Annotated in this window: 18 protein-coding genes; 3 read left to right on the top strand and 15 right to left on the bottom strand. The window is 72.4% G+C overall.

The window, feature by feature from the left end:
- Positions 1 to 73: 73 nt before the first annotated feature.
- The 5 genes from ABC304_RS05240 to ABC304_RS05220 form a co-directional block, all read right to left on the bottom strand.
- Positions 74 to 1,459: a glycine--tRNA ligase gene (locus ABC304_RS05240; protein WP_412929361.1), complete on the bottom strand. Its 1,386-nt coding sequence runs from the start codon at positions 1,457 to 1,459 to the stop codon at positions 74 to 76.
- Positions 1,460 to 1,567: 108 nt separating this feature from the next.
- On the bottom strand, positions 1,568 to 2,221 hold the full coding sequence (locus tag ABC304_RS05235) for a formylglycine-generating enzyme family protein (RefSeq protein ID WP_412929359.1): 654 nt from the start codon (positions 2,219 to 2,221) through the stop codon (positions 1,568 to 1,570).
- A gap of 9 nt (positions 2,222 to 2,230) precedes the next feature.
- A complete protein-coding gene (locus tag ABC304_RS05230) occupies positions 2,231 to 3,292 on the bottom strand; it encodes an RAD23 family protein (RefSeq protein WP_412929357.1) in 1,062 nt (353 codons plus the stop codon).
- On the bottom strand, positions 3,289 to 4,428 hold the full coding sequence (gene menC / locus ABC304_RS05225) for an o-succinylbenzoate synthase (protein WP_412929355.1): 1,140 nt from the start codon (positions 4,426 to 4,428) through the stop codon (positions 3,289 to 3,291). Before menC ends, ABC304_RS05230 begins: the two co-directional genes overlap by 4 nt.
- Positions 4,429 to 4,521: 93 nt before the next feature.
- Positions 4,522 to 5,256, bottom strand: a complete 735-nt coding sequence (locus ABC304_RS05220; protein ID WP_412929354.1) for a GNAT family N-acetyltransferase — start codon at positions 5,254 to 5,256, stop codon at positions 4,522 to 4,524.
- A 98-nt stretch (positions 5,257 to 5,354) separates the two neighbouring features.
- Between ABC304_RS05220 and ABC304_RS05215 the strand changes: the two genes are divergently transcribed.
- Together ABC304_RS05215 and ABC304_RS05210 are read left to right on the top strand one after the other, a co-directional pair.
- On the top strand, positions 5,355 to 6,758 hold the full coding sequence (locus ABC304_RS05215; RefSeq protein ID WP_412932832.1) for an MFS transporter: 1,404 nt from the start codon (positions 5,355 to 5,357) through the stop codon (positions 6,756 to 6,758).
- Between the two features lie 16 nt (positions 6,759 to 6,774).
- On the top strand, positions 6,775 to 8,298 hold the full coding sequence (locus ABC304_RS05210) for a peptide MFS transporter (protein ID WP_412929353.1): 1,524 nt from the start codon (positions 6,775 to 6,777) through the stop codon (positions 8,296 to 8,298).
- 226 nt (positions 8,299 to 8,524) lie between these two features.
- On the opposite strand, the gene ABC304_RS05205 is transcribed toward ABC304_RS05210, so the two are convergent.
- The 4 genes from ABC304_RS05205 to ABC304_RS05190 are packed head-to-tail and all read right to left on the bottom strand — an operon-like array spanning position 8,525 to position 11,972.
- A complete protein-coding gene (locus ABC304_RS05205) occupies positions 8,525 to 9,322 on the bottom strand; it encodes an IclR family transcriptional regulator domain-containing protein (protein WP_412929352.1) in 798 nt (265 codons plus the stop codon).
- A 22-nt stretch (positions 9,323 to 9,344) separates the two neighbouring features.
- Positions 9,345 to 10,511, bottom strand: a complete 1,167-nt coding sequence (locus ABC304_RS05200; RefSeq protein ID WP_412929351.1) for a thiolase family protein — start codon at positions 10,509 to 10,511, stop codon at positions 9,345 to 9,347.
- Between the two features lies 1 nt (position 10,512).
- Positions 10,513 to 11,199 (bottom strand): 3-oxoacid CoA-transferase subunit B, encoded by a 687-nt coding sequence (locus tag ABC304_RS05195; protein WP_412929350.1) that lies wholly within the window; start codon positions 11,197 to 11,199, stop codon positions 10,513 to 10,515.
- Positions 11,196 to 11,972: a 3-oxoacid CoA-transferase subunit A gene (locus ABC304_RS05190; RefSeq protein WP_412929348.1), complete on the bottom strand. Its 777-nt coding sequence runs from the start codon at positions 11,970 to 11,972 to the stop codon at positions 11,196 to 11,198. Before ABC304_RS05190 ends, ABC304_RS05195 begins: the two co-directional genes overlap by 4 nt.
- A gap of 177 nt (positions 11,973 to 12,149) precedes the next feature.
- On the opposite strand from ABC304_RS05190, the gene ABC304_RS05185 reads away from it, so the two are divergent.
- A complete protein-coding gene (locus ABC304_RS05185; protein ID WP_412929347.1) occupies positions 12,150 to 13,871 on the top strand; it encodes a cation:proton antiporter in 1,722 nt (573 codons plus the stop codon).
- A gap of 26 nt (positions 13,872 to 13,897) precedes the next feature.
- On the opposite strand, the gene pcaC is transcribed toward ABC304_RS05185, so the two are convergent.
- The 6 genes from pcaC to ABC304_RS05155 all read right to left on the bottom strand — a co-directional run bounded on the left by pcaC (position 13,898) and on the right by ABC304_RS05155 (position 18,876).
- Positions 13,898 to 14,296: a 4-carboxymuconolactone decarboxylase gene (gene pcaC / locus ABC304_RS05180; protein ID WP_412929346.1), complete on the bottom strand. Its 399-nt coding sequence runs from the start codon at positions 14,294 to 14,296 to the stop codon at positions 13,898 to 13,900.
- A complete protein-coding gene (locus tag ABC304_RS05175) occupies positions 14,293 to 15,057 on the bottom strand; it encodes an alpha/beta fold hydrolase (RefSeq protein ID WP_412929345.1) in 765 nt (254 codons plus the stop codon). Before ABC304_RS05175 ends, pcaC begins: the two co-directional genes overlap by 4 nt.
- Complete coding sequence (locus tag ABC304_RS05170) at positions 15,054 to 16,499, bottom strand: lyase family protein (RefSeq protein ID WP_412929343.1); 1,446 nt, start codon at positions 16,497 to 16,499, stop codon at positions 15,054 to 15,056. The genes ABC304_RS05175 and ABC304_RS05170 overlap by 4 nt, the downstream gene beginning before the upstream one ends.
- A gap of 65 nt (positions 16,500 to 16,564) precedes the next feature.
- The gene (pcaG, locus tag ABC304_RS05165; protein WP_412929341.1) at positions 16,565 to 17,131 is read right to left on the bottom strand and encodes a protocatechuate 3,4-dioxygenase subunit alpha; all 567 of its coding nucleotides are present in this window, start codon (positions 17,129 to 17,131) and stop codon (positions 16,565 to 16,567) included.
- The gene (gene pcaH, locus ABC304_RS05160) at positions 17,131 to 18,024 is read right to left on the bottom strand and encodes a protocatechuate 3,4-dioxygenase subunit beta (protein ID WP_412929339.1); all 894 of its coding nucleotides are present in this window, start codon (positions 18,022 to 18,024) and stop codon (positions 17,131 to 17,133) included. The genes pcaG and pcaH overlap by 1 nt, the downstream gene beginning before the upstream one ends.
- 84 nt (positions 18,025 to 18,108) lie before the next feature.
- Complete coding sequence (locus tag ABC304_RS05155; RefSeq protein WP_412929337.1) at positions 18,109 to 18,876, bottom strand: IclR family transcriptional regulator; 768 nt, start codon at positions 18,874 to 18,876, stop codon at positions 18,109 to 18,111.
- Between the last annotated feature and the right edge of the window lie 125 nt (positions 18,877 to 19,001).

The raw sequence follows: 19,001 nt of genomic DNA, 5'->3' as shown, positions 1-19,001 counted from the left end.
GAGCAAGCTAGGCGCCCTCCTGAGCAGAGCGATGTGGCCGAGCTTGGAGGCGCCTGAGGACGGGGAAGCGGGGTCAGGCTCCCCGCAGCCGCTCGCCGAGGTAGTCGTGCAGGCGGTCGAGCGAGACGCGCTCCTGGTTCATGGTGTCGCGGTCGCGCACGGTGACCGCGCGGTCCTCGAGCGAGTCGAAGTCGATCGTGACGCAGAACGGCGTGCCGATCTCGTCCTGACGGCGATAGCGGCGGCCGATGGCGCCGGCGTCGTCGAAGTCGATGTTCCACTCGCCGCGCAGGTCGGCCGCGAGCTCGCGCGCGATCGGCGACAGCTGCTCGTTGCGCGACAGCGGCAGCACGGCGACCTTCACCGGGGCCAGACGCGGGTCGAGCTTGAGCACCGTGCGGGTGTCGGTGCCGCCCTTGGCATTGGGCGCCTCCTCCTCGGAGTAGGCGTCGACGAGGAACGCCATCATGGCGCGCGTCAGGCCGAAGGACGGCTCGATGACGTAGGGCGTGTAGCGCTCGCCCGAGGCCTGGTCGAAGTAGGTGAGCGACTGGCCGGAGGCCTCGCTGTGGCTCCGCAGGTCGTAGTCGGTGCGGTTGGCCACACCCATCAGCTCGCCCCACTGCTTGCCCGGGAAGCCGAACGCGTACTCGACGTCGATGGTGCCGTCGGAGTAGTGCGCGCGGTCGTCCTCGGGCACGTCGTAGCGGCGCATGTGGTCGGGGTCGATGCCGAGGTCGACGAACCAGTTCCAGCAGGCCTCGACCCAGTGCTCGAACCACTCCTGCGCCTCAGCGGGCGGCACGAAGAACTCGATCTCCATCTGCTCGAACTCGCGCGTGCGGAAGATGAAGTTTCCGGGGGTGATCTCGTTGCGGAACGCCTTGCCGACCTGGCCGACGCCGAACGGCGGCTTCTTGCGGGCGGCCGTGAGCACGTTCGAGAAGTTCACGAAGATACCCTGAGCGGTCTCGGGGCGCAGGTAGTGCACGCCCGACTCGTCGTCGACGACGCCGAGGTAGGTCTTCATCAGACCCGAGAAGGCCTTCGGCTCGGTGTACTGGCCCTTCGTGCCGCAGTTGGGGCACGGCACGTCGAGGAGGCCGTTCTCGGCGACGCGGCCCTTGCGCGCCTCGAAGTCCTCGAGGAGGTTGTCGGCGCGGAAGCGCTTGTGGCAGTGCAGGCACTCCACGAGCGGGTCGGTGAAGGTCGCGACGTGGCCGGAGGCCTCCCAGACGCGCTTGGGGAGGATGACCGAGGAGTCCAGGCCCACCATGTCGCCGCGGCCGCGCACGAACGTCTGCCACCACTGCCGGCGGATGTTCTCCTTGAGCTCGGTGCCCAGCGGGCCGTAGTCCCACGCCGACCGGGAGCCGCCGTAGATCTCACCGGCCTGGAAGACGAAACCGCGGTGGCGGGCGAGGGCGATGACCTTGTCGAGGCGGGACTGTTCGGCCATGGTGGCTCCAATGGTCGGGCGTGGAGATCGCGGACGTCGGAGGTGCGTCCGGAAGGAGGATGCCGCGGCGAGCGGCTCCTCCGATTGTATCGGCGTGGTGGGCGGGTCCTACGAGGCGGAGGCCCCGCGGGCGAGCCGGAAGCCGACGTCGGGATGCGACATGCGCGGGACGCCGCCCCGCCGTGTCGACGCGCGCACGCTCCACGCGTCGTCGGCGAAACCGCCGCCGCGGAACACCCGGTAGCCGTCGGCTTCCTCGGGGTCGAGCAGATCCCAGCACCACTCCCACACGTTGCCGAGGGTGTCGAACAGGCCGTTGAGGTTCGGCAGCCGGCCGCCCACGGGCTGCGGGGTGCTCACGCCGTCGGCGGCGGTCCAGGCCACCTCTGCCAGCGGTCCGTAGTGCGGGCCCGTCGATCCGGCGCGGCACGCGTGCTCCCACTCCGCCTCGGTGGGCAGACGGTAGCCGTCCGCGTCGACGTGCCACGTGATGTCCTCCCCGTCGAAGCCGTAGGCGGGGTCGAGCCCCTCCCACTCCGACGCGGCGTTGCAGAAGTGCACCGCCCGCAGCCAGCTCACCTCGACGGCCGGTCGGCGCGGATGGGACGCCGCCTCCCCGAGGATCTCGGCGAGCTGCTCCTCGGTGACGGCGTAGACGCCGATCTCGAACGGCTCGAGCTCGACGGTCCACCGGCGCTTCTGCCGGGCGTCGTGGAGCGCGACGGTGCCGGCGGGGATGCGTGCGAGCGCGATGTCATCCACGAGCGGAGCTCACGGGGTGAGGCCGCACCAGCTGCTGACCCAGGACAGGATCTCGCCGCGCTGCTCGGGCGTGGCCGCGAGCTGCATCGTGCCGGCCGTCCCCTCCGCGTCGACGTCGAGACCGAAGACCGTGCCGCGCTTGTCCTCGGCGACCACGTGCGCGTCGCAGCGTGCGGGCACGAGCGGGAGGTGCACGGTCTGCGGAGCGGAGTCCTCGGCGACGGCGACCCCGATCGGATACACCGCCGGGTAGGGACCGCCGACGGGGCCGAACGAGAGCAGGTTCGTCTGGTGGATGCCGACGATCGACGCCTCGCCGCGGCTGGTCGCGTCGACGTTCAGCTCGAGGTCGGCCGGCTCGCCGGGCGCGGAGGGCGTGAACGCCCCGAGGGTCACGGTCGCGGCATCCGACAGCCGCTCGCCCAGGCACTCGCGCTCGTACATCGCCGAGAGGAAGGGGATCGGCTCCGACAGCTCCGCGACGGCGATCGCGATGCTCGCACCGAAGCGGTAGCCGACGGTGGCGCGGGTGCTCGCGGGGTCGGGCGGGCCGCCGGTGCGGGACGGGACCGGGGTGAGCTCGGGCACGGCGGACGGGTCCGCGGAGCTGCCCGTGTCGGGGGTCGCGCCCGGGTCGGCCGTCGCCTGCGGCTCTGCCGTGGGCTCGGGGGTCGCCGCACCGGCCGTGCCGGTGGGCGCCGGGGTCGGCGCACCCGTCGAGGTGTCTTCCGCGGCGCAGTTCATCGGCGGGAGCTGCACGCGGATGTCGACCGTCGCCCCCGGCTGGATCTCGGTCTGACGGCGGATCGTGCGCACCGCGTGGCCGAGGAAGCGCGGGTCGTCGACGCGCACGGTGCCCACGACGAGCGGCTCGTCGTCGGTGTTGTGGATGCGCACCTGGGCCTGGCGCTCGGCGACGTCGGAGCGCAGCTGCACGATGGACGCGGTGATGCCGCCGGGGAGGGCGGTGGCGGAGGGCTGCGGGCGGGGCGGCTCGGCGCAGCCCGCGACCAGCACCGCGACGGCCGTGAGCACGGCCGCGACGGCGGAGACGCCGGCGACGCGCCTCATGCGCTCCGCCGGACGATCTCGCGCGCCACGGTGACCTCGTCGAGTGCCGCCTCGTCGATCTCGACGCCGAGTCCGGGGCCGGTCGGCACCCGCACGTGACCGTCCTCGAGCACGGCGGGACGGGTGACGATGTCGCGCTCGTAGAAGCGCGCGGAGGCCGACACGTCGCCGGGAAGCGTGAAGCCGGGCAGGGCGGCGAGCGCGGCGTTGGCGGCGCGGCCGATGCCGGTCTCGAGCATGCCGCCGCACCACACAGGGATGCCGGCGTCCGCGCACAGGTCGTGGATCGCGACCGCCTCGCGGTAGCCGCCGACGCGGCCGGCCTTGATGTTGATGACGGATGCCGCACCCAGCGCGAGCGCGTCGGCGGCGGCCTTGGCCGACACCACCGACTCGTCGAGGCAGACGGGGGTGCGCAGGCGCCGGGCGAGCGTCGCGTGGTCGACGATGTCGTCCTCCTGGAGGGGCTGCTCGATGAGAAGCAGGTCGAAGCGGTCGAGCTCGGCGAGAAGATCCGTATCGGCGAGGGTGTACGCGGAGTTCGCGTCCACCTGCAGCGGGATCGTGCCGAAGGCGTCGCGCACCGCGGCGGTGTCGGCGACGTCGCGACCGGGCTTGATCTTGATCTTGATGCGCACGTAGCCCTCGTCGAGATAGCCCTGCACGGTGCGGACGAGAGCCGCGGCATCCTGCTGGATCCCGACGGACACCCCGGAGGGCACCCGGTCGTGCACGGCGCCGAGGTAGTCGGCGAGCGGGCGGCCCTCGGTGCGCAGCGCCGCGTCGAGCACGGCGAGCTCGATGCCGGCCTTCGCCATGCGGTGCCCGACGACGGGGCTGAGGACGTCGGCGACGTCGTCGCCGCGGAGGGTTCCGCGCTCCAGGAGCGCGGGGATGAGATGGCGTACCGAGACGTCCCACGCCGTCTGCGTGTACTCGCTCGAGTACAGCGGTGCGGGGCTCGTGACGATCTCGCCCCAGCCCTCGACTCCGTCACCGAGCGCCCGGACGATGATCGCCTCGCGCACGTGCTCGGTGCCGAAGCTCGTCGTGAACGGCGAGACGAGCGGAAGGTGCACCACCCGCAGCTCGAACCCCTCGAGGGTGACGGATGCCGAGGGGCGGGCGATGGGCATCCCCTCAGCGTATGGGCTGGTCTGAGGACGATCCTGGGAGAACGGCCATCGTGTCCGACCCGTGATCCGGCGCGCCGGGCGCGGCCGTCGCGGCTAGGGGCGGACGAAGAGGTAGCCGCGCGCGTCGTCGAAGCCTCCGATGACGAGGCCGTCGGTGAGGTGCGCGAGCATCTGCTCCCGCACGCGCACGCGCCAGGCCGCGGCATCCTGCGGGCTCTCCCGGCGGAGGGCGCCGATGTCGGCGGGCACCGCGACGGCGGCCACCACGCGATCGGCCTCCGGAGTCGCCACCGGCGGGGCCGCGAGCGCCCACGACACCATCACGCGGTCGGTCTCGTCGCCGCGGTTCACGCCGTCGTCCATCGCGCCGTAGTGGTCGACCAGGTATTCGGTGGCGCGGGCGCCGAGCACGCGCAGGTTGAAGTGCGCGTTGCGGGCGACCAGCGGATCGAAGGTCCACGTGATGTGGCCCACCTCGCGGGCCAGCGCCCACTCGCGCTGATGCTGCTTGAGCACACGGCCGAGTCCGAGGGACTGGTGATCGGGCAGCACGCCGGTGATGTGGGAGTGCATCGAGCGGGCCGCGGGGGCGGCGAAGAAGGCGACGGATGCCCCGACCAGCACGTCGTCGCGGTAGAGCCCGACCGCGTAGTTGCCCGAGTGGGCGAGGGCCTGGAGGAGGTTCGGCGGCATGCCGGAGTGGTCACCGCCCCACACCTGGCCGAGCACCGCGGCGGCCGCGAAGACCTCCTCAATCGTCGCGAGCGGACGGATGTCGACACCCGACTCGGACGACGGTTCCGGCGTGATCCCTGCTGGCGAGCCCATCCCTCCATCCTGGCACCGCGGCAGCCCGCGTCCGCGGGCGCCCCTAGGCTCGACAGGTGGGAGAACGGGACGACGACCAGCGCAGACGACTGACCCGGATGCCCCGCCAGGGCGTGATCGTCGCCGTCCTGGCCTTCTCCGGCCTGGTGTCGTCGTTCATGTTCACCCTGATGGTGCCGATCCAGTCGAAGCTGCCCGAGCTGCTGGACGCCACCCGCGACGACACGGCCTGGGTCGTGACCTCGACGCTTCTCGCCGCCGCGGTGATCACCCCCATCTCGGGCCGCCTCGGCGACATGTACGGCAAGCGCCGCATCGTGCTGGTGCTGCTGGGCGTGATGATCGCGGGGTCGATCATCGCCGCGCTGTCGCCCGGGATCGTCGGCGTCATCGTGGGCCGCACGCTGCAGGGCGCCATCGTCGGCGTCGTGCCGCTGGGCATCTCGATCCTCCGCGACGTGCTGCACGAGGACCGCGTCGACTCGGCCATCGCCCTCATCAGCGCCACCCTCGGCGTCGGGGCGGCGCTGGGCCTGCCGATCAGCGCGCTCATCGCGCAGCGCAGCGACTGGCACCTGCTGTTCTGGGCGGCGGCCGGTCTGGGCGCCGTCAGCCTCGTGCTCGTGGTGCTGATCGTGCCCGTCAGCGTGCTGCGCACCGCGGGCCGCTTCGACTACGTCGGCGCAGCCGGCCTGGCAGTCGGCCTGATCGGCATCCTCCTCGCCGTCTCGCGCGGCAACACGTGGGGCTGGACCTCGCCGCTCACGCTCGGCACCGGCCTCGGCGGCCTCGCCGTGCTGGCGGTGTGGGGCTGGTACGAGCTGCGCATCTCCGAGCCTCTGCTCGACCTGCGGGTCGCCGCGCGCCCCGCCGTGCTGCTCACGAACATCGCGTCCGTCGCGATGGGGTTCTCGCTCTTCTCCTCGAACGTGTCGTACCCGCAGATGCTGGAGCAGCCCGTCGCCACCGGCGTCGGGTTCGGGCTCTCGCTGCTGGCGGCCAGCCTCGTCGTCGCACCGTCGGGGCTCGTGATGATGCTGCTCTCGCCGGTGTCGGGCCGGCTCTCCCGCCGCACCGGACCGAAGCTGCTGCTGATCCTCGGAGCCGGCTCGCTGCTCGTGGCCTACGTCTTCACCCTCCTGCTGTCCACCGAGGTCTGGCACCTCCTGGTGGCCAACGTGCTCATCGGCGTGGGCATCGGGTTCGGCTACGCGTCGATGCCGATGCTCATCATGCGGTCGGTGCCGCAGAGCGAGACGGGCGCCTCGAACGGGCTGAACGCACTCTGCCGCTCCCTCGGCACGAGCGTCGCGGCGGCCGTCGTGGGTGCGGTGCTGGCATCCAACTCCGCCGACTTCAACGGCACGGCCGCCCCGACGGCGACCGCCTTCACCCTGTCGTTCGTGCTCGGCGGCGCCGCGGCTCTGGTGGCCCTCGTGGTGGCGCTGTTCATCCCGGGCAGCCGCGACCCGCACGAGAGCCACCCCTCGCTGCGCCGCTGAGGACTAACCTGACGCCATGAGCGGCACAGGCGGCGGTCAGACCCCGCAGATCCCCGTCGGTCCGCCGACCGGCAGCTACCGGAAGTCCGAGGACGAGGTCGGCGACCACGACACCCGGTTCTTCGGCCAGCCGTTCGCGCTGGCCCACGTGTTCGGCGTGGAGATGTGGGAGCGGTTCAGCTTCTACGGCATGCAGGGCATCCTGCTCATCTACATGTACTACGCCGTCAGCGAGGGCGGGCTGGGCATCGACCAGAGCGTCGCCGCCGGCATCGTCGGCGCGTACGGCGGCACGGTCTACCTCTCGACGATCCTCGGGGCGTGGCTGGCCGACCGGCTCCTCGGCTCGGAGCGGGTGCTCTTCTACAGCGCGATCGTCATCATGGCCGGCCACATCGCGCTCGCCCTCCTGCCGGGGCTCGTGGGCCTGGCGGCCGGCCTCGTGCTCGTCGCCGTCGGCTCCGGCGGCCTGAAGGCGAACGCGACGTCGGTCGTCGGCACCCTCTACGCTCCCGACGATGTGCGACGGGATGCCGGATTCTCCCTCTTCTACCTCGGCATCAACCTCGGCGCGTTCTTCGGTCCGATCGTCACGGGTGCGCTGCAGTCCTCGATCGGGTTCCACTGGGGCTTCGGCGCGGCGGCCGTCGGCATGGCCCTCGGCCTCATCCAGTACTCGTTCGGCCGCAAGGCCCTGCCCGCGGCATCCCGTGTCGTTCCGAACCCGCTGCCGAAGAACCGCCGCCTCCTGTTCGCCGGCATCGCCGTGGCCGGGGTCGTCGTGCTCGCCCTGCTCGTGCTCGTGGGGCTCATCCGGGCCGACAACCTCGCGATCATCGTCATCATCGTGACGCTCGGCGCGGCGATCGCCTACTTCGCCGTGATCCTCACGTCGAAGCGGATCGACGCCACCGACCGCTCGCGCGTGTTCGGCTTCATCCCGCTCTTCATCGTGAACGTCGGCTTCTGGTCGCTGTACCAGCAGCAGTTCACTGTGCTGACGATCTACTCCGACGAGCGGCTGAACCGCAGCATCTTCGGGTGGGAGATGCCTGTGTCGTGGGTGAACTCGATCAACCCGATCTTCGTCATCATCCTGTCGGGCGTCTTCGCCGCGATCTGGACGAAGCTGGGCCGGCGTCAGCCGACGACGCCGGTGAAGTTCGCGATCGGCGTGGTCGTGATGGGTCTGGCGTTCCTGATGTTCCTGCTCTTCGCCAACGGGGCGCCCAACTCCACCCCGCTGCTGGGCATCGTGGGCATCCTGCTCGTTTTCACGATCGCGGAGCTGTTCATCTCGCCCGTCGGATTGTCCGCATCGACGAAGCTCGCGCCGAAGAACTTCCGCACGCAGATGGTCGCCCTGTACTTCCTGTCGGTCGCACTGGGCACGTCGATCGCCGGCGCGCTGGCCGGCTACTACGACCCGACGAACGAGGTGCCGTACTTCACGATCCTCGGCCTCATTGCGATCGCGCTGGGCGTCGCGCTGTTCTTCGGCGTCAAGCCGGTCCTGAAGCTGATGGCGGGAGTGCGGTAGCGATCAGGGGTGTGGGGCGGAGCCCCACAAAGCGGGTGCGGTCAGGCGGCGCGGGGCAGCAGCTGTGTCACGAGAGTCAGGGATGTCGCGAAAGTCAGGCCGTCCGCTGCGAATCGGCCTGATTCTCGCGACATCCCTGATTCCGGCGCCGGTGGAAGGAGACCGGATGCCGCGGGCCTGCGCCCACGGCATCCAACCGCCCGCGGCATCCGACCGCCCGCGGGCGTCAGAGCATCCGCAGCTCGGCGCCGATGGCGGCCGCGGTCTCCTGCAGGCGCGGGAGGTAGACGTCCGTGAGGCGGTCGAGGGCGTCGCGGGTGGCGCTCGTGGAGACGTTGAGCGCGGCGACGACCCGGTCGTCACGGCCGCGCACCGGCACCGCGACCGAGCGGAGCCCCGGTTCGAGCTCGCCGTCCACGACGGCCCAGCCCTGCGCGCGCACGCGCGCGATCTCGGCGCGGAGCTCGTCGGGCGTCGCCCGCGTGCGGGGCGTGTAGGCCTCGAGCTCCGCGGCGGCGAGCGCGGCATCCGTCTCGTCGTCCGGCAGCGCGGCCAGCAGCACGCGCCCCATCGAGGTCGCCGCCGCCGGGAGCTGCGTTCCGAGCGTGATGCGCACGCTCATGATGCGGCGGGTGGGCACGCGCGCGACGTAGACGATCGACGGGCCGTGCAGCACGGCGGCCGACACGCTCTCGTCGACCTCGCGCGACAGGCGCTCGAGGTGCGGCTGGGCGACCTCCGGCAGTGACAGCGACGACAGGTACGACACCCCGAGCTCCAGCACCCGCGGGGTGAGGGCGAAGCGGGACGCGCCGGTCGCGGCATCCGGGTTCGCCCGCACGTAGCCGAGATGCACGAGCGTCAGCAGGAAACGGCGTGCGGCGGCGCGGGTGAGGTCCGACCGGCGGGCGACGTCGCTGAGCGTGAGCTCCGGATGCTGCGCGTCGAACGCCTTGATGACCCGCAGGCCGCGCGCCAGCGACTGGACGAACTCGGCCGAGCCGGGCTCGCTGTCATCGCTCATGGAACGATCCTCCCGCGCCGGCTCACCGCTCCAGGACGACCGCGAGGCCCTGGCCGACGCCGATGCAGATCGCAGCCACCGCCACTCCCCCGCCGCGGCGGCGCAGCTCGTGTGCCGCGTGCCCGATGATGCGCCCGCCGGAGGCGCCGAGCGGGTGGCCGATCGCGATCGCGCCGCCGTGGATGTTGAGCTTCTCGGGGTCGAGCTCGGTCCACAGCTGCGCGCACGCGAGGCTCTGCGAGGCGAAGGCCTCGTTCAGCTCCATGACGTCGACGTCCGCCCACGTGCGGCCGGCGCGCGCGAGCGCGCGGTTCGCCGCCTCGACCGGCGCGACGCCGAACACGTCGGGGTCGTTGCCGAACACGCCGCGCCCGGTGACCCGCGCGAGCGGCTCGACGTCGAGGGCGCCCTCGGCGCCGAGGAGCACGGCGGAGGCGCCGTCGTTGATCGGCGAGGCGTTGCCCGCGGTCACGGTGCCGTCGGCGGCGAACAGCGCCTTCAGGCCGGCGAGCTTCTCGAGCGTCGTGTCGGCGCGGATGCCCTCGTCGCGGGCGAGCTCCGCCCCCGGCACCTGCACGATCTCGCCGTCGTAGACGCCCGCAGCCCAGGCTTCGGCGGCGAGGCGGTGGCTGCGCAGGGCGAAGGCGTCCTGCTCCTCCCGGCTGATGCCGTAGATGCCGGCAAGCTTCTCGGCCGACTCGCCGTTGGAGATCGTCCACTCCTTCGGCAGCGCCTTGTTGACCATGCGCCAGCCGATCGAGGTGTTCCACATCGTCTGGTTGCCCACGGCCGGGAACGGCTTGGGCGACTTCTCCACGACGTAGGGTGCGCGGCTCATCGACTCGACGCCGCCGGCGAGGATGAGGTCGGCGTCGCCCGCCTCGATGGCCCGCGACCCCTGGATGACCGCCTCGACCGACGAGCCGCAGAGGCGGTTGACGGTGACGCCGGGCACGCTCGTCGGGAAGCCCGCCAGCAGCGCGCCGAAGCGCGCGACGTCGCGGTTGTCCTCGCCGGCCTGATTGGCGTCGCCGAAGATCACGTCGTCGATGCGCGCCGGATCCAGGCCCGTCCGCTCCACGATCGCGCGCATCGCGACGGCGGCGAGGTCGTCGGGGCGCACGCCGGAGAGCGCGCCGCCGGCCCGACCGAACGGGGTGCGGACGGCGTCGTAGATGAAGGTGGTCATGTCAGTTCCCTTCCGCGGATGCCGCGGCATCCGCGTCTCGTGAGGCGTCCGCCGGGCCGAGCGACAGGCCGGTGAGGCCCTCCAGCGTCTCGACGGTGTTGTCGCCGAACGCCTCGCGGACGGAGAACCCGTCGGGCGTGACGTCGAAGATCGCGTGGTCGGTGTAGACGCGGGTGACGCAGCCCACGCCGGTCAGCGGATAGGTGCAGGCCGCGACGAGCTTGGACTCGCCGGTCTTGGTGAGCAGGTCGGTCATGACGTAGACCGACTTGGCGCCGATGGCGAGGTCCATGGCACCGCCGACCGCGGGGATCGCCCCGGGCGCGCCGGTCGACCAGTTGGCGAGGTCGCCGCGCTCGGAGACCTGGAAGGCGCCGAGCACGCAGACGTCGAGGTGGCCGCCGCGCATCATCGCGAACGAGTCCGCGTGGTGGAAGTACGCCGCGCCCGGCAAGGCGGTGACGGGCTGCTTGCCGGCGTTGATGAGGTCGGGGTCGATCATGCCGGCCGCCGGCGCCTCGCCCATGCCGAGCAGGCCGTTCTCGGTGTGCAGGATGATCTCGAGGTCGTCGGGCAGGAAGTTGGCCACGAGCGTCGGCGCGCCGATGCCGAGGTTCACGTAGGCGCCCTCCGGGATGTCGGCGGCGATCCGCGCCGCGAGCTCATCGCGGGTGATGGTGGTGGTCATGAGCGCTTCCCTTCGACGGATGCCGCGGCCCCGGGTGCGGCGGAGTCCTTCAGCGGACGGCCCTCGATGTCGACGCCGCCGATGAAGCGGCCGTCCTCGAGCCAGCGGCGCTCCCCGACCGGCACGACGCGGTCGACGAAGATGCCCGGGGTGACGACGGTCTCGGGGTGCAGGTCGCCCAGCGGCACGATCTCGTCGACCTGCGCGATCGTCGTGGTGGCGGCGGTCGCCATGATCGGGCCGAAGTTGCGAGCGGTCTCGCGGAAGATGAGGTTGCCCCAGCGGTCGCCGCGCCAGGCGGAGATGAGGGCCACGTCGGCCTTGATCGGGTACTCCAGCACGTACTGCCGGCCGTCGATCTTCCGGGACTCGCGGCCCTCGGCGAGCTCGGTACCGACGCCGGTCGGGCTGAAGAAGGCGCCGATGCCGGCGCCCGCGGCGCGGATGCGCTCGGCGAGGTTGCCCTGCGGGACGATCTCTAGCTCGATCTTCCCGGCGCGGTAGAGCCCGTCGAAGACCCACGAGTCGTGCTGCCGGGGGAACGAGCAGATGATGCGGCGCACGCGACCGGTGGCCAGCAGCGCGGCGAGGCCGGTGTCGCCGTTGCCCGCGTTGTTGTTCACGATCGTCAGGTCGCCGGCACCCTGCGCGATGAGGGCGTCGATCAGCTCGACGGGCTGGCCGGCACGGCCGAACCCGCCGATCATCACGGTGGATCCGTCCTGCACTCCGGCGACCGCGGCCGCGGCATCCGTCACGGTCTTGTCGATCATCGACACTCCTCGTCGGTGGTGTTCGCTGTGCGAATACGTGTTCGCACAGCATCCACCCTACTCTTCCCCGTCCATCGGGGCGAGGGAATTCCCGCTCAGCGGGCGCCACCCGCCGGCGCGGCCCTCCTGTCCGCACCGGGCGCCTACTCTCGGAAGGGGCGTTGGCGGGAGGTCGGCATGGAGCTCGGCCTGTACGGCATCATCGCGGTGGCGGTCATCGTCGCCGTCGCGGCGTTCTCGAAACGCCTGGGCATCGCGGCGCCCATCATCCTCGTGGTCGTCGGCGTGGCGCTGAGCTACCTGCCCGGGGTGCCCGACATCGAGGTGCCGCACGAGATCATCCTCGACGGGCTGCTGCCGCCGATCCTCTACGCCGCCGCGGTCGCCGTGCCGGTGATGGACTTCCGGCGCAACCTCGCGCCCATCGCGGGCCTGTCCGTTGCGCTCGTCGTCGTCACGGCCTTCGCGACCGGCACCCTGCTCTTCTTCCTCCTGCCCGACCTGAACTACGCGGCGGCCGTCGCGCTGGGAGCGATCATCAGCCCGCCCGACGCCGTGGCCGCGACCTCCATCGGACGCCGGCTCGGACTCCCGCCACGACTGCTCACGCTGCTGGAGGGTGAGGGACTCGTCAACGACGCGACCGCCCTGGTGCTGCTGCGCTCCGCGGTCGCCGCCGCGGCGGGCGGTCTCGCGTCGCCGTGGGCGGGGGTCGCGGACTTCCTCTACGCCGCCGCCCTCGCGATCGTGATCGGCATCGTGGCCGGCATCGTCACGGTGTGGGTGCGCTCCAAGCTCTCCGACCCCGTGCTCGACACCGCGCTCAGCCTCGCCGTCCCGTTCGTGGCCTTCACCCCGGCCGAGTACATCGGCGCGTCGGGCATCCTTGCCGTCGTCGTCGCCGGGCTTTACACGGGGCACGCCGCGCCGCGCGCATTCTCGCCGCAGTCGCGCATCAGCGACCGCATCAACTGGCGGACGATCCAGTTCCTCCTCGAGAACGGGGTGTTCCTGCTCATCGGGCTGGAGATCCGCACCCTCATCGAGGACGCCGACCCGGAGGTGTTCAGCGTCGAGGCCTCCTTCGGCATCGGCCTGCTCGCGACCGTCGTGCTCATCGTGATCCGCTACCTGTGGGTGGGCCCGCTCATCGTGGCCCTGCGACTGCGCGAGCGGCATGCCGAGCGGACGACCTACCGCGCACTGCTGGCGCTCTACTACTTCCGCGCGCATCCGAGCCGCACGAAGCGGGAGGCCCGGATGCGCAACCGCCTGGAGCGCGACTACGGCCGTCGCCGCGGGGATCTCGAGCAGCAGCGGCAGGAGCGCATCGACTGGCGCGGCGGCATCGTGCTCGGCTGGGCCGGCATGCGCGGCGTCGTCACGCTCGCGGCCGCGCAGTCGCTGCCCGAGGACACCCCGTACCGCCCGCAGCTCATCCTCATCGCGTTCACGGTGGCCGTGGCATCCATCGTGCTGCAGGGCGGCACGCTGCCGTGGCTCATCCGGGTCCTCGGCGTGCAGGGAGTGGATGCACGGGAGGATCGCCGCGAGATCGCCGAGCTGCTGGAGACCTTGAGCAATGCGGGCATCGAGGAGCTGGAGCGGGTCGTCAGCGAGAGCGACCGCCCTTACGACCCGGATGTCGTCGAGCGCGCCCGGCAGTCGACCTTCCTCCGCACGGAGGCAGCGTGGGAGCGGGTCGACCGCGGGCGCAACGAGGTCGACACCCCGCACAGGCTCTTCCGCGAGCTGCGGCTCACGATCGTCGCGGCCGAGCGGCAGAAGATGCTCGAGCTGCGCGCCCTCGGCAACCACCCGTCGCGCATCCTCGCGGAGGCGCAGGCGCTGCTCGACCTGGAGGAGACGCGCCTCCAGCGCCGCCCGGGCGCGCACTGACGCCGAGGCGGGCTCGGCACGGCCCGTCAGAGCTCGTCGGCGAAGACCTCGCCCGCGATGCGGTAGGCCGTGTTGGCGGCGGGGACGCCCGAGTACACCGCGCTCTGCAGGATCACTTCCTTGATCTCGTCGAGCGTGAGGCCGTTGCGCCGTGCGGCGCGCAGGTGCATCGCGAACTCCTCGTGGTGACCGTGGGCGATGAGCGAGGACAGCACCGCGATCGAGCGCGACCGGCGGTCCAGGCCCGGCCGCGACCACACGTCGCCCCATGCGACGCGGGTGATGAAGTCCTGCCACTCGGCGGTGAGCGACGTGGCCGCCGCCGTCGACCGGTCGACGTGCGCGTCGGACAGCACGGCCCGGCGCACCTCCATGCCCTGGTCGTAGCGCTCCTGGTCGGTCAGTCCGTCGCCGTCGGGTCTCATCGGTTCTCCTCGAAGAAGGCGAGCAGAGCGGATGCCACGGCCTCCGGCTGCTCGGCGGGTGGCAGGTGCGCGGCACCGTCGATGCGCAGCACGCGTCCATCGCGGACGCCCTCGGCGATCTCGACGGCCTTCGCCTCCGGAGCGACCGCGTCGTGCTCGCCCCAGACGGCCAGGACCGGGACATCGATCCCCCCGAGGTCGGCTCGCACGTCGTAGGCGGCGAGCGCCTCGCAGCACAGGGCGTAGCTCTCGTCGTCGGCGTCCTGCAGGGCGTGAAGCAGACGACCGGACAGCTCCGGGCGGCGCGCCATCGACTCCGGCGCGAACCAGCGCCCGGCCGAGGCGGAGATGAGGCTCGAGGTCGACTGCGCACGCACCTGCGTCGCGCGCTCCGCCCAGCTGTCGGGCTCCCCGAGCTTCGCGCCCGACGCCACGATGGCCGCGCGATCCACGAGCGACGGATGCCGCAGCGCCAGCGTGAGCCCTACGGCGCCGCCGAGCGACACCCCCGCGTAGAGGAAGGGCTCGTCGATCGCGTCGACGACGGCGTCGGCGAGATCGTCGACGGTGAACGCGTCGCTCGCGGGTGCGGAGTCGCCGTGCCCCGGGAGGTCCCAGGCGACGACGCGGTACTGCGACGCGAGCGCGGGGACGACGTCCTCCCAGAGGATGGTCGAGGTGCCCAGCGAGGGGCCGAGCACGACGATCGGCGCGTCGTTCGGCCCCTGCCAGGCGGTGAGGGCGATCGCGGGGACGGTCATCGTCCGGCTCCTTCGGGTCGGTTCTCGGCGGGCGCGGGTCCGGCCGGCGTGGTTCCGTTCGGCACGGGTGCGGTCGGCGCGGGTGCGGTCGACGCGGCGCGGACGTCGTGCGCGGCGCGGGCATCCGCGACGAGCACGCCGGCCACGCCGGTGTAGTTGGCGGGGTCGACCAGGCCGTCGACGTCGACCTCGACGCCCGCGGTCTCGACGGCCGCGCGCACGCGGTCGGCCAGGTCGGCACCGGCCTCGACGTCGGCGACGATCGCGGCGACGACGTCCTTGCCGAGCAGCGGTGCGAGCGCGATCGACAGCCGCTCGGCGACGATGAGGCCGCCGGACGACGCGAGGTTCGCCCGCGCGGCGGCGGCGTCGACCCGCAGATGCGCGGCCAGGTGCGCCGCGTGGGCGGAAGCCCCCAGGGCGAGGCGCAGCAGCTCGCGCAGCGTCGGCCATTCGGCGTGCCACGCACCGTCGGGACGCTCGTCGACGGCGAGCGCCGACGCGAGGTGCAGGGTGGCGGCCAGGTGCGGCGCGCGCAGGGCGGCCGAGCGGATCAGCACCGCCTCCGTCGGGTTCTGCTTCTGCGGCATGGCCGACGACCCGCCGCCCTCGCCCTCGGAGACCTCGCCGATCTCGGTGCGACTCAGCGTCGCGACATCGCCGGCGAACTTGCCGAGGGCGTCGAGCGTCGTCACGAGCGCGTCGCCGATCCCGGTCACCGGCGCGCGGTCGACGTGCCACGGCGCGGGCGCCTCCTCGACGCCGGCGTACGCGGCCGCGAGCGCCTGGGCGCCCTCGATCGACCCCGTCACCTCGACGAACGAGGCCCGGGTCCCGCCCGCTCCGCCGAGCTGCGCCGGGAACTCCAGCGCGTCGAGCCGGGCTGCCGCGCGCTCCACGGCGCGCGACCACCCCGCCACGCGGGCGCCGATCGTCGTGGGCACCGCGTGCTGCGTCAGCGTGCGCGCCGCCGCGACGTCGTCCGCGTGCGACTCTCCCAGAACCAGCAGCGCCTCGGCGGTCTCGGTGAGCGACGTGCGCACCTGCGCGACGGCGCGGGCCGCGACATCCATGATCGCCGTGTCCCAGATGTCCTGGCTCGTCGCGCCGCGGTGCACCCACGCGCGGCTCTCCGCGGGCACGCGCTCCTTGAGCAGCCCGACCAGCGGGATGATCGGATTGCCGCCGACGACGGATGCCGCGGCCAGGCCGTCGAGGTTGATCCGGTTGCTCGGGCGCCCGGCGCCGCGCTCGTCGCCGTCGACGCCGAGGGCGCCGGCGACGTCGTCGGCCGCCGACGCGGGGGCGACCCCGACCGCCGCGTACGCGCGCACCAGGGCGACCTCGGCGCGGATCGCGGCGTCGAGGAACGCGGCGTCGTCGACGAGCGCGTCGCGGCCGGCGGTCACAGGCGACAGCAGGCCGGAATCGATGGCACTCATGCGTTCCTCCTCCGCGGACCGCGGACGCCCGGCCTCTCGGAGGCGGCGGGCCGCGGCATCCGCTCTCAGAACGTCAGGAAGACGGTCTCGCCCTCGCCCTGCAGCCGGATGTCGTGCTGCAGGCTGCCGTCGGGCAGGCGGGTCGCGATGAGCGTAGCGCGCTCGTCGGCGTCCAGCGACGACAGCAGCGGGTCGGCGGCGAGCGCCGCCTCGTCCTCGGGGAGATAGATACGGGTGTGCAGCTTGTCGGGCAGCCCGCGGGCGAACACGACGACGGCGAAGAAGGGCGCGCGCCCGTCGATGGACCCGGGGTTGCGGGTCCAGAACTCGAACCGCCCCTCGTCGGTGGTGGCCGAGCGGCCGAAGCCGGTGAAGGTGTGGTCGTCGCGCCGGCGCGAGCCGCGACCACGCGACACGGAGCCATCGGCGTCCGCTCCCCAGATCTCCACGATCGCGTCGGGGATCGGCTGACCCGCGCCGTCGCGCAGGATGCCGCCGACGACGATCGCGCCGGGGCTGTGCGGGAACGCGACCTCGTGCTTCTTGTCGTAGTCGAGGCCGAAGGCGAAGAACGGGCCGATCGTCTGACCCGGCGTCGCCGCGTGCGTCTTGGGGGTGGTGGGCGTGGGCATCAGTGCTCGTCCTCCTGCTCGAACCACGTGGCATCCGGACCGTCGACGACGATGTCCCAGCGGTAGCCCATGGAGAACTCGGGCACCGTCAGGTCGTGGTCGTAGGCGCCGATGAGACGGTCGCGGTCCGCCTGCCGCGGAATGGTGTTGTAGATGGGGTCGAGCGCGAAGAGCGGGTCGCCCGGGAAGTACATCTGCGTGATGAGGCGCTGGGTGAACCCGCTGCCGAACACGGAGAAGTGGATGTGCGCCGGACGCCACGCGTTGACGTGGTTCTTCCACGGGTACGGGCCGGGCTTGATGGTCGTGAAGAAGTACTCGCCGTCGTCGTTCGTGACGATGCGCCCGGCGCCGGTGAAGTTCGGGTCGAGCGGGGCGGGGTGCTGGTCGCGCTGGTGGATGTAGCGCCCGGCCGCATTGGCCTGCCAGATCTCGATGAGCTGGTTGCACAGCGGACGACCCCACGAGTCGAGCAGCCGGCCCTGCACGGTGATGCGCTCGCCCTGCGGCTCGCCGCGGTGCTGAAGCGTCAGGTCGGACTCGATGGCCGCGACGTCCCGCTGACCGAACGCCGGCGAGTACAGCTCGATCGTCTCGGGATCGACCAGCCGCGGGTTCTTCGTGGGGTGGCGCAGGATGCTGGAGCGGTAGGGCGCGTAGTCGTGCAGCGTCGCGCGCCCGCTCTCGCCCGCGGCGTCGCGGCGGGCGACGTCGGCGGCGATCTCCTCGATCTCGCGGGTGATCTGCGTCTGGGTCGGCATGTCGGCCGAGGCGAGCAGCGTCTCGGGGGCCGCCGCGGTCTGCTCCAGCACGACGGACGAGCGGAAGGTCTCTTCGCTGTCGGCTGTCTCGCGGGTCTCGGCGGGATCCGTGGGGGCGTCGGGGCCGGTCATGGCGTCTCCTTCGACGGGGCGTGTTCGGTTTCAGCGTGCCATCCCGGGGCCGCGGCATCCGCTCGCTTTCCCGGTCAGTGGGAATCAGGCGGCGCGCAGGGCGGCCGCGATGTCCTTCGCGGACTGCACCACGAGCGGCCCCAGCCGGCGCTCGTCGGCGCGCTCCAGGTGCACGACGATGCCGATGGCGACCGGCGGCAGTCCGTCGACGTGCGCGAGCGGTGCGGCGACGGAGATGTTGCCGAGCGTCATCTCCTCGCGCGTCGTCGCGTAGCCGCGCGAGCGCGCCCGGGCGAGGTCGGCGCGGAGCCCGGACTCCGAGGTGATGGAGTGCGTCGTCTCGCGCTCGAGCGGCACGGCGAAGTAGCGGTCGAGCCAGTCGTCTTGGCGGGTGGACAGCAGCGCCTTGCCGACACCGGTGGTGTGCAGCGGCTGCCGGCCGCCCATGCGACTGAGGGTCGGGATGGAGTCCTGACCGGTGACGCGGCCGACGAACAGCGCGGTCGCCGTCTCGGGCGTCGGGGCGTCGAGCACCGCGAGGTGGACGTTCTCGCCCGTCGCCTCGTAGAGCCGCGACATGTGCGGCAGCGCGGTCTCGCGCAGGCGCAGCGAGAGGGGGGACAGCTCGCCGAGCTCCCACAGCCGCGAGCCGATCGTGTACGTGCGGCCGGGTCCGCGCGCGAGCAGCCCGAAGTCCGTGAGCTGCGCGAGCAGGCGGTGCAGCGTGGAGGTGGCGAGCCCCGTGCGGCGGCCGAGCTCCGCGGCGGTGAGGGCGGGCCGGTCGTCCGAGAAGCAGTGCAGCACGCGCATGGCGCGGGCCAGCATCCCCTCGCCCGCGTCGTCGCCGCCCATGGTCCGCCTCCCGGTTCGAGGCTAGCGGGAGGAGGTGCGGGGGCGGGTGGGGTCGGTGTGCGTCCGGTGCGCTGCGCGAGGCCAGGAGGTCGGGCGAGGACAGGACGGATGCGGCCCGGAGCATC

It is taken from the genome of Microbacterium jepli (genome assembly GCF_047237905.1).
GTDB lineage: Bacteria > Actinomycetota > Actinomycetes > Actinomycetales > Microbacteriaceae > Microbacterium.
The sequence above is the reverse complement of the archived record's forward strand: the minus strand, read 5'-3'. Positions and strand labels throughout refer to the sequence as shown.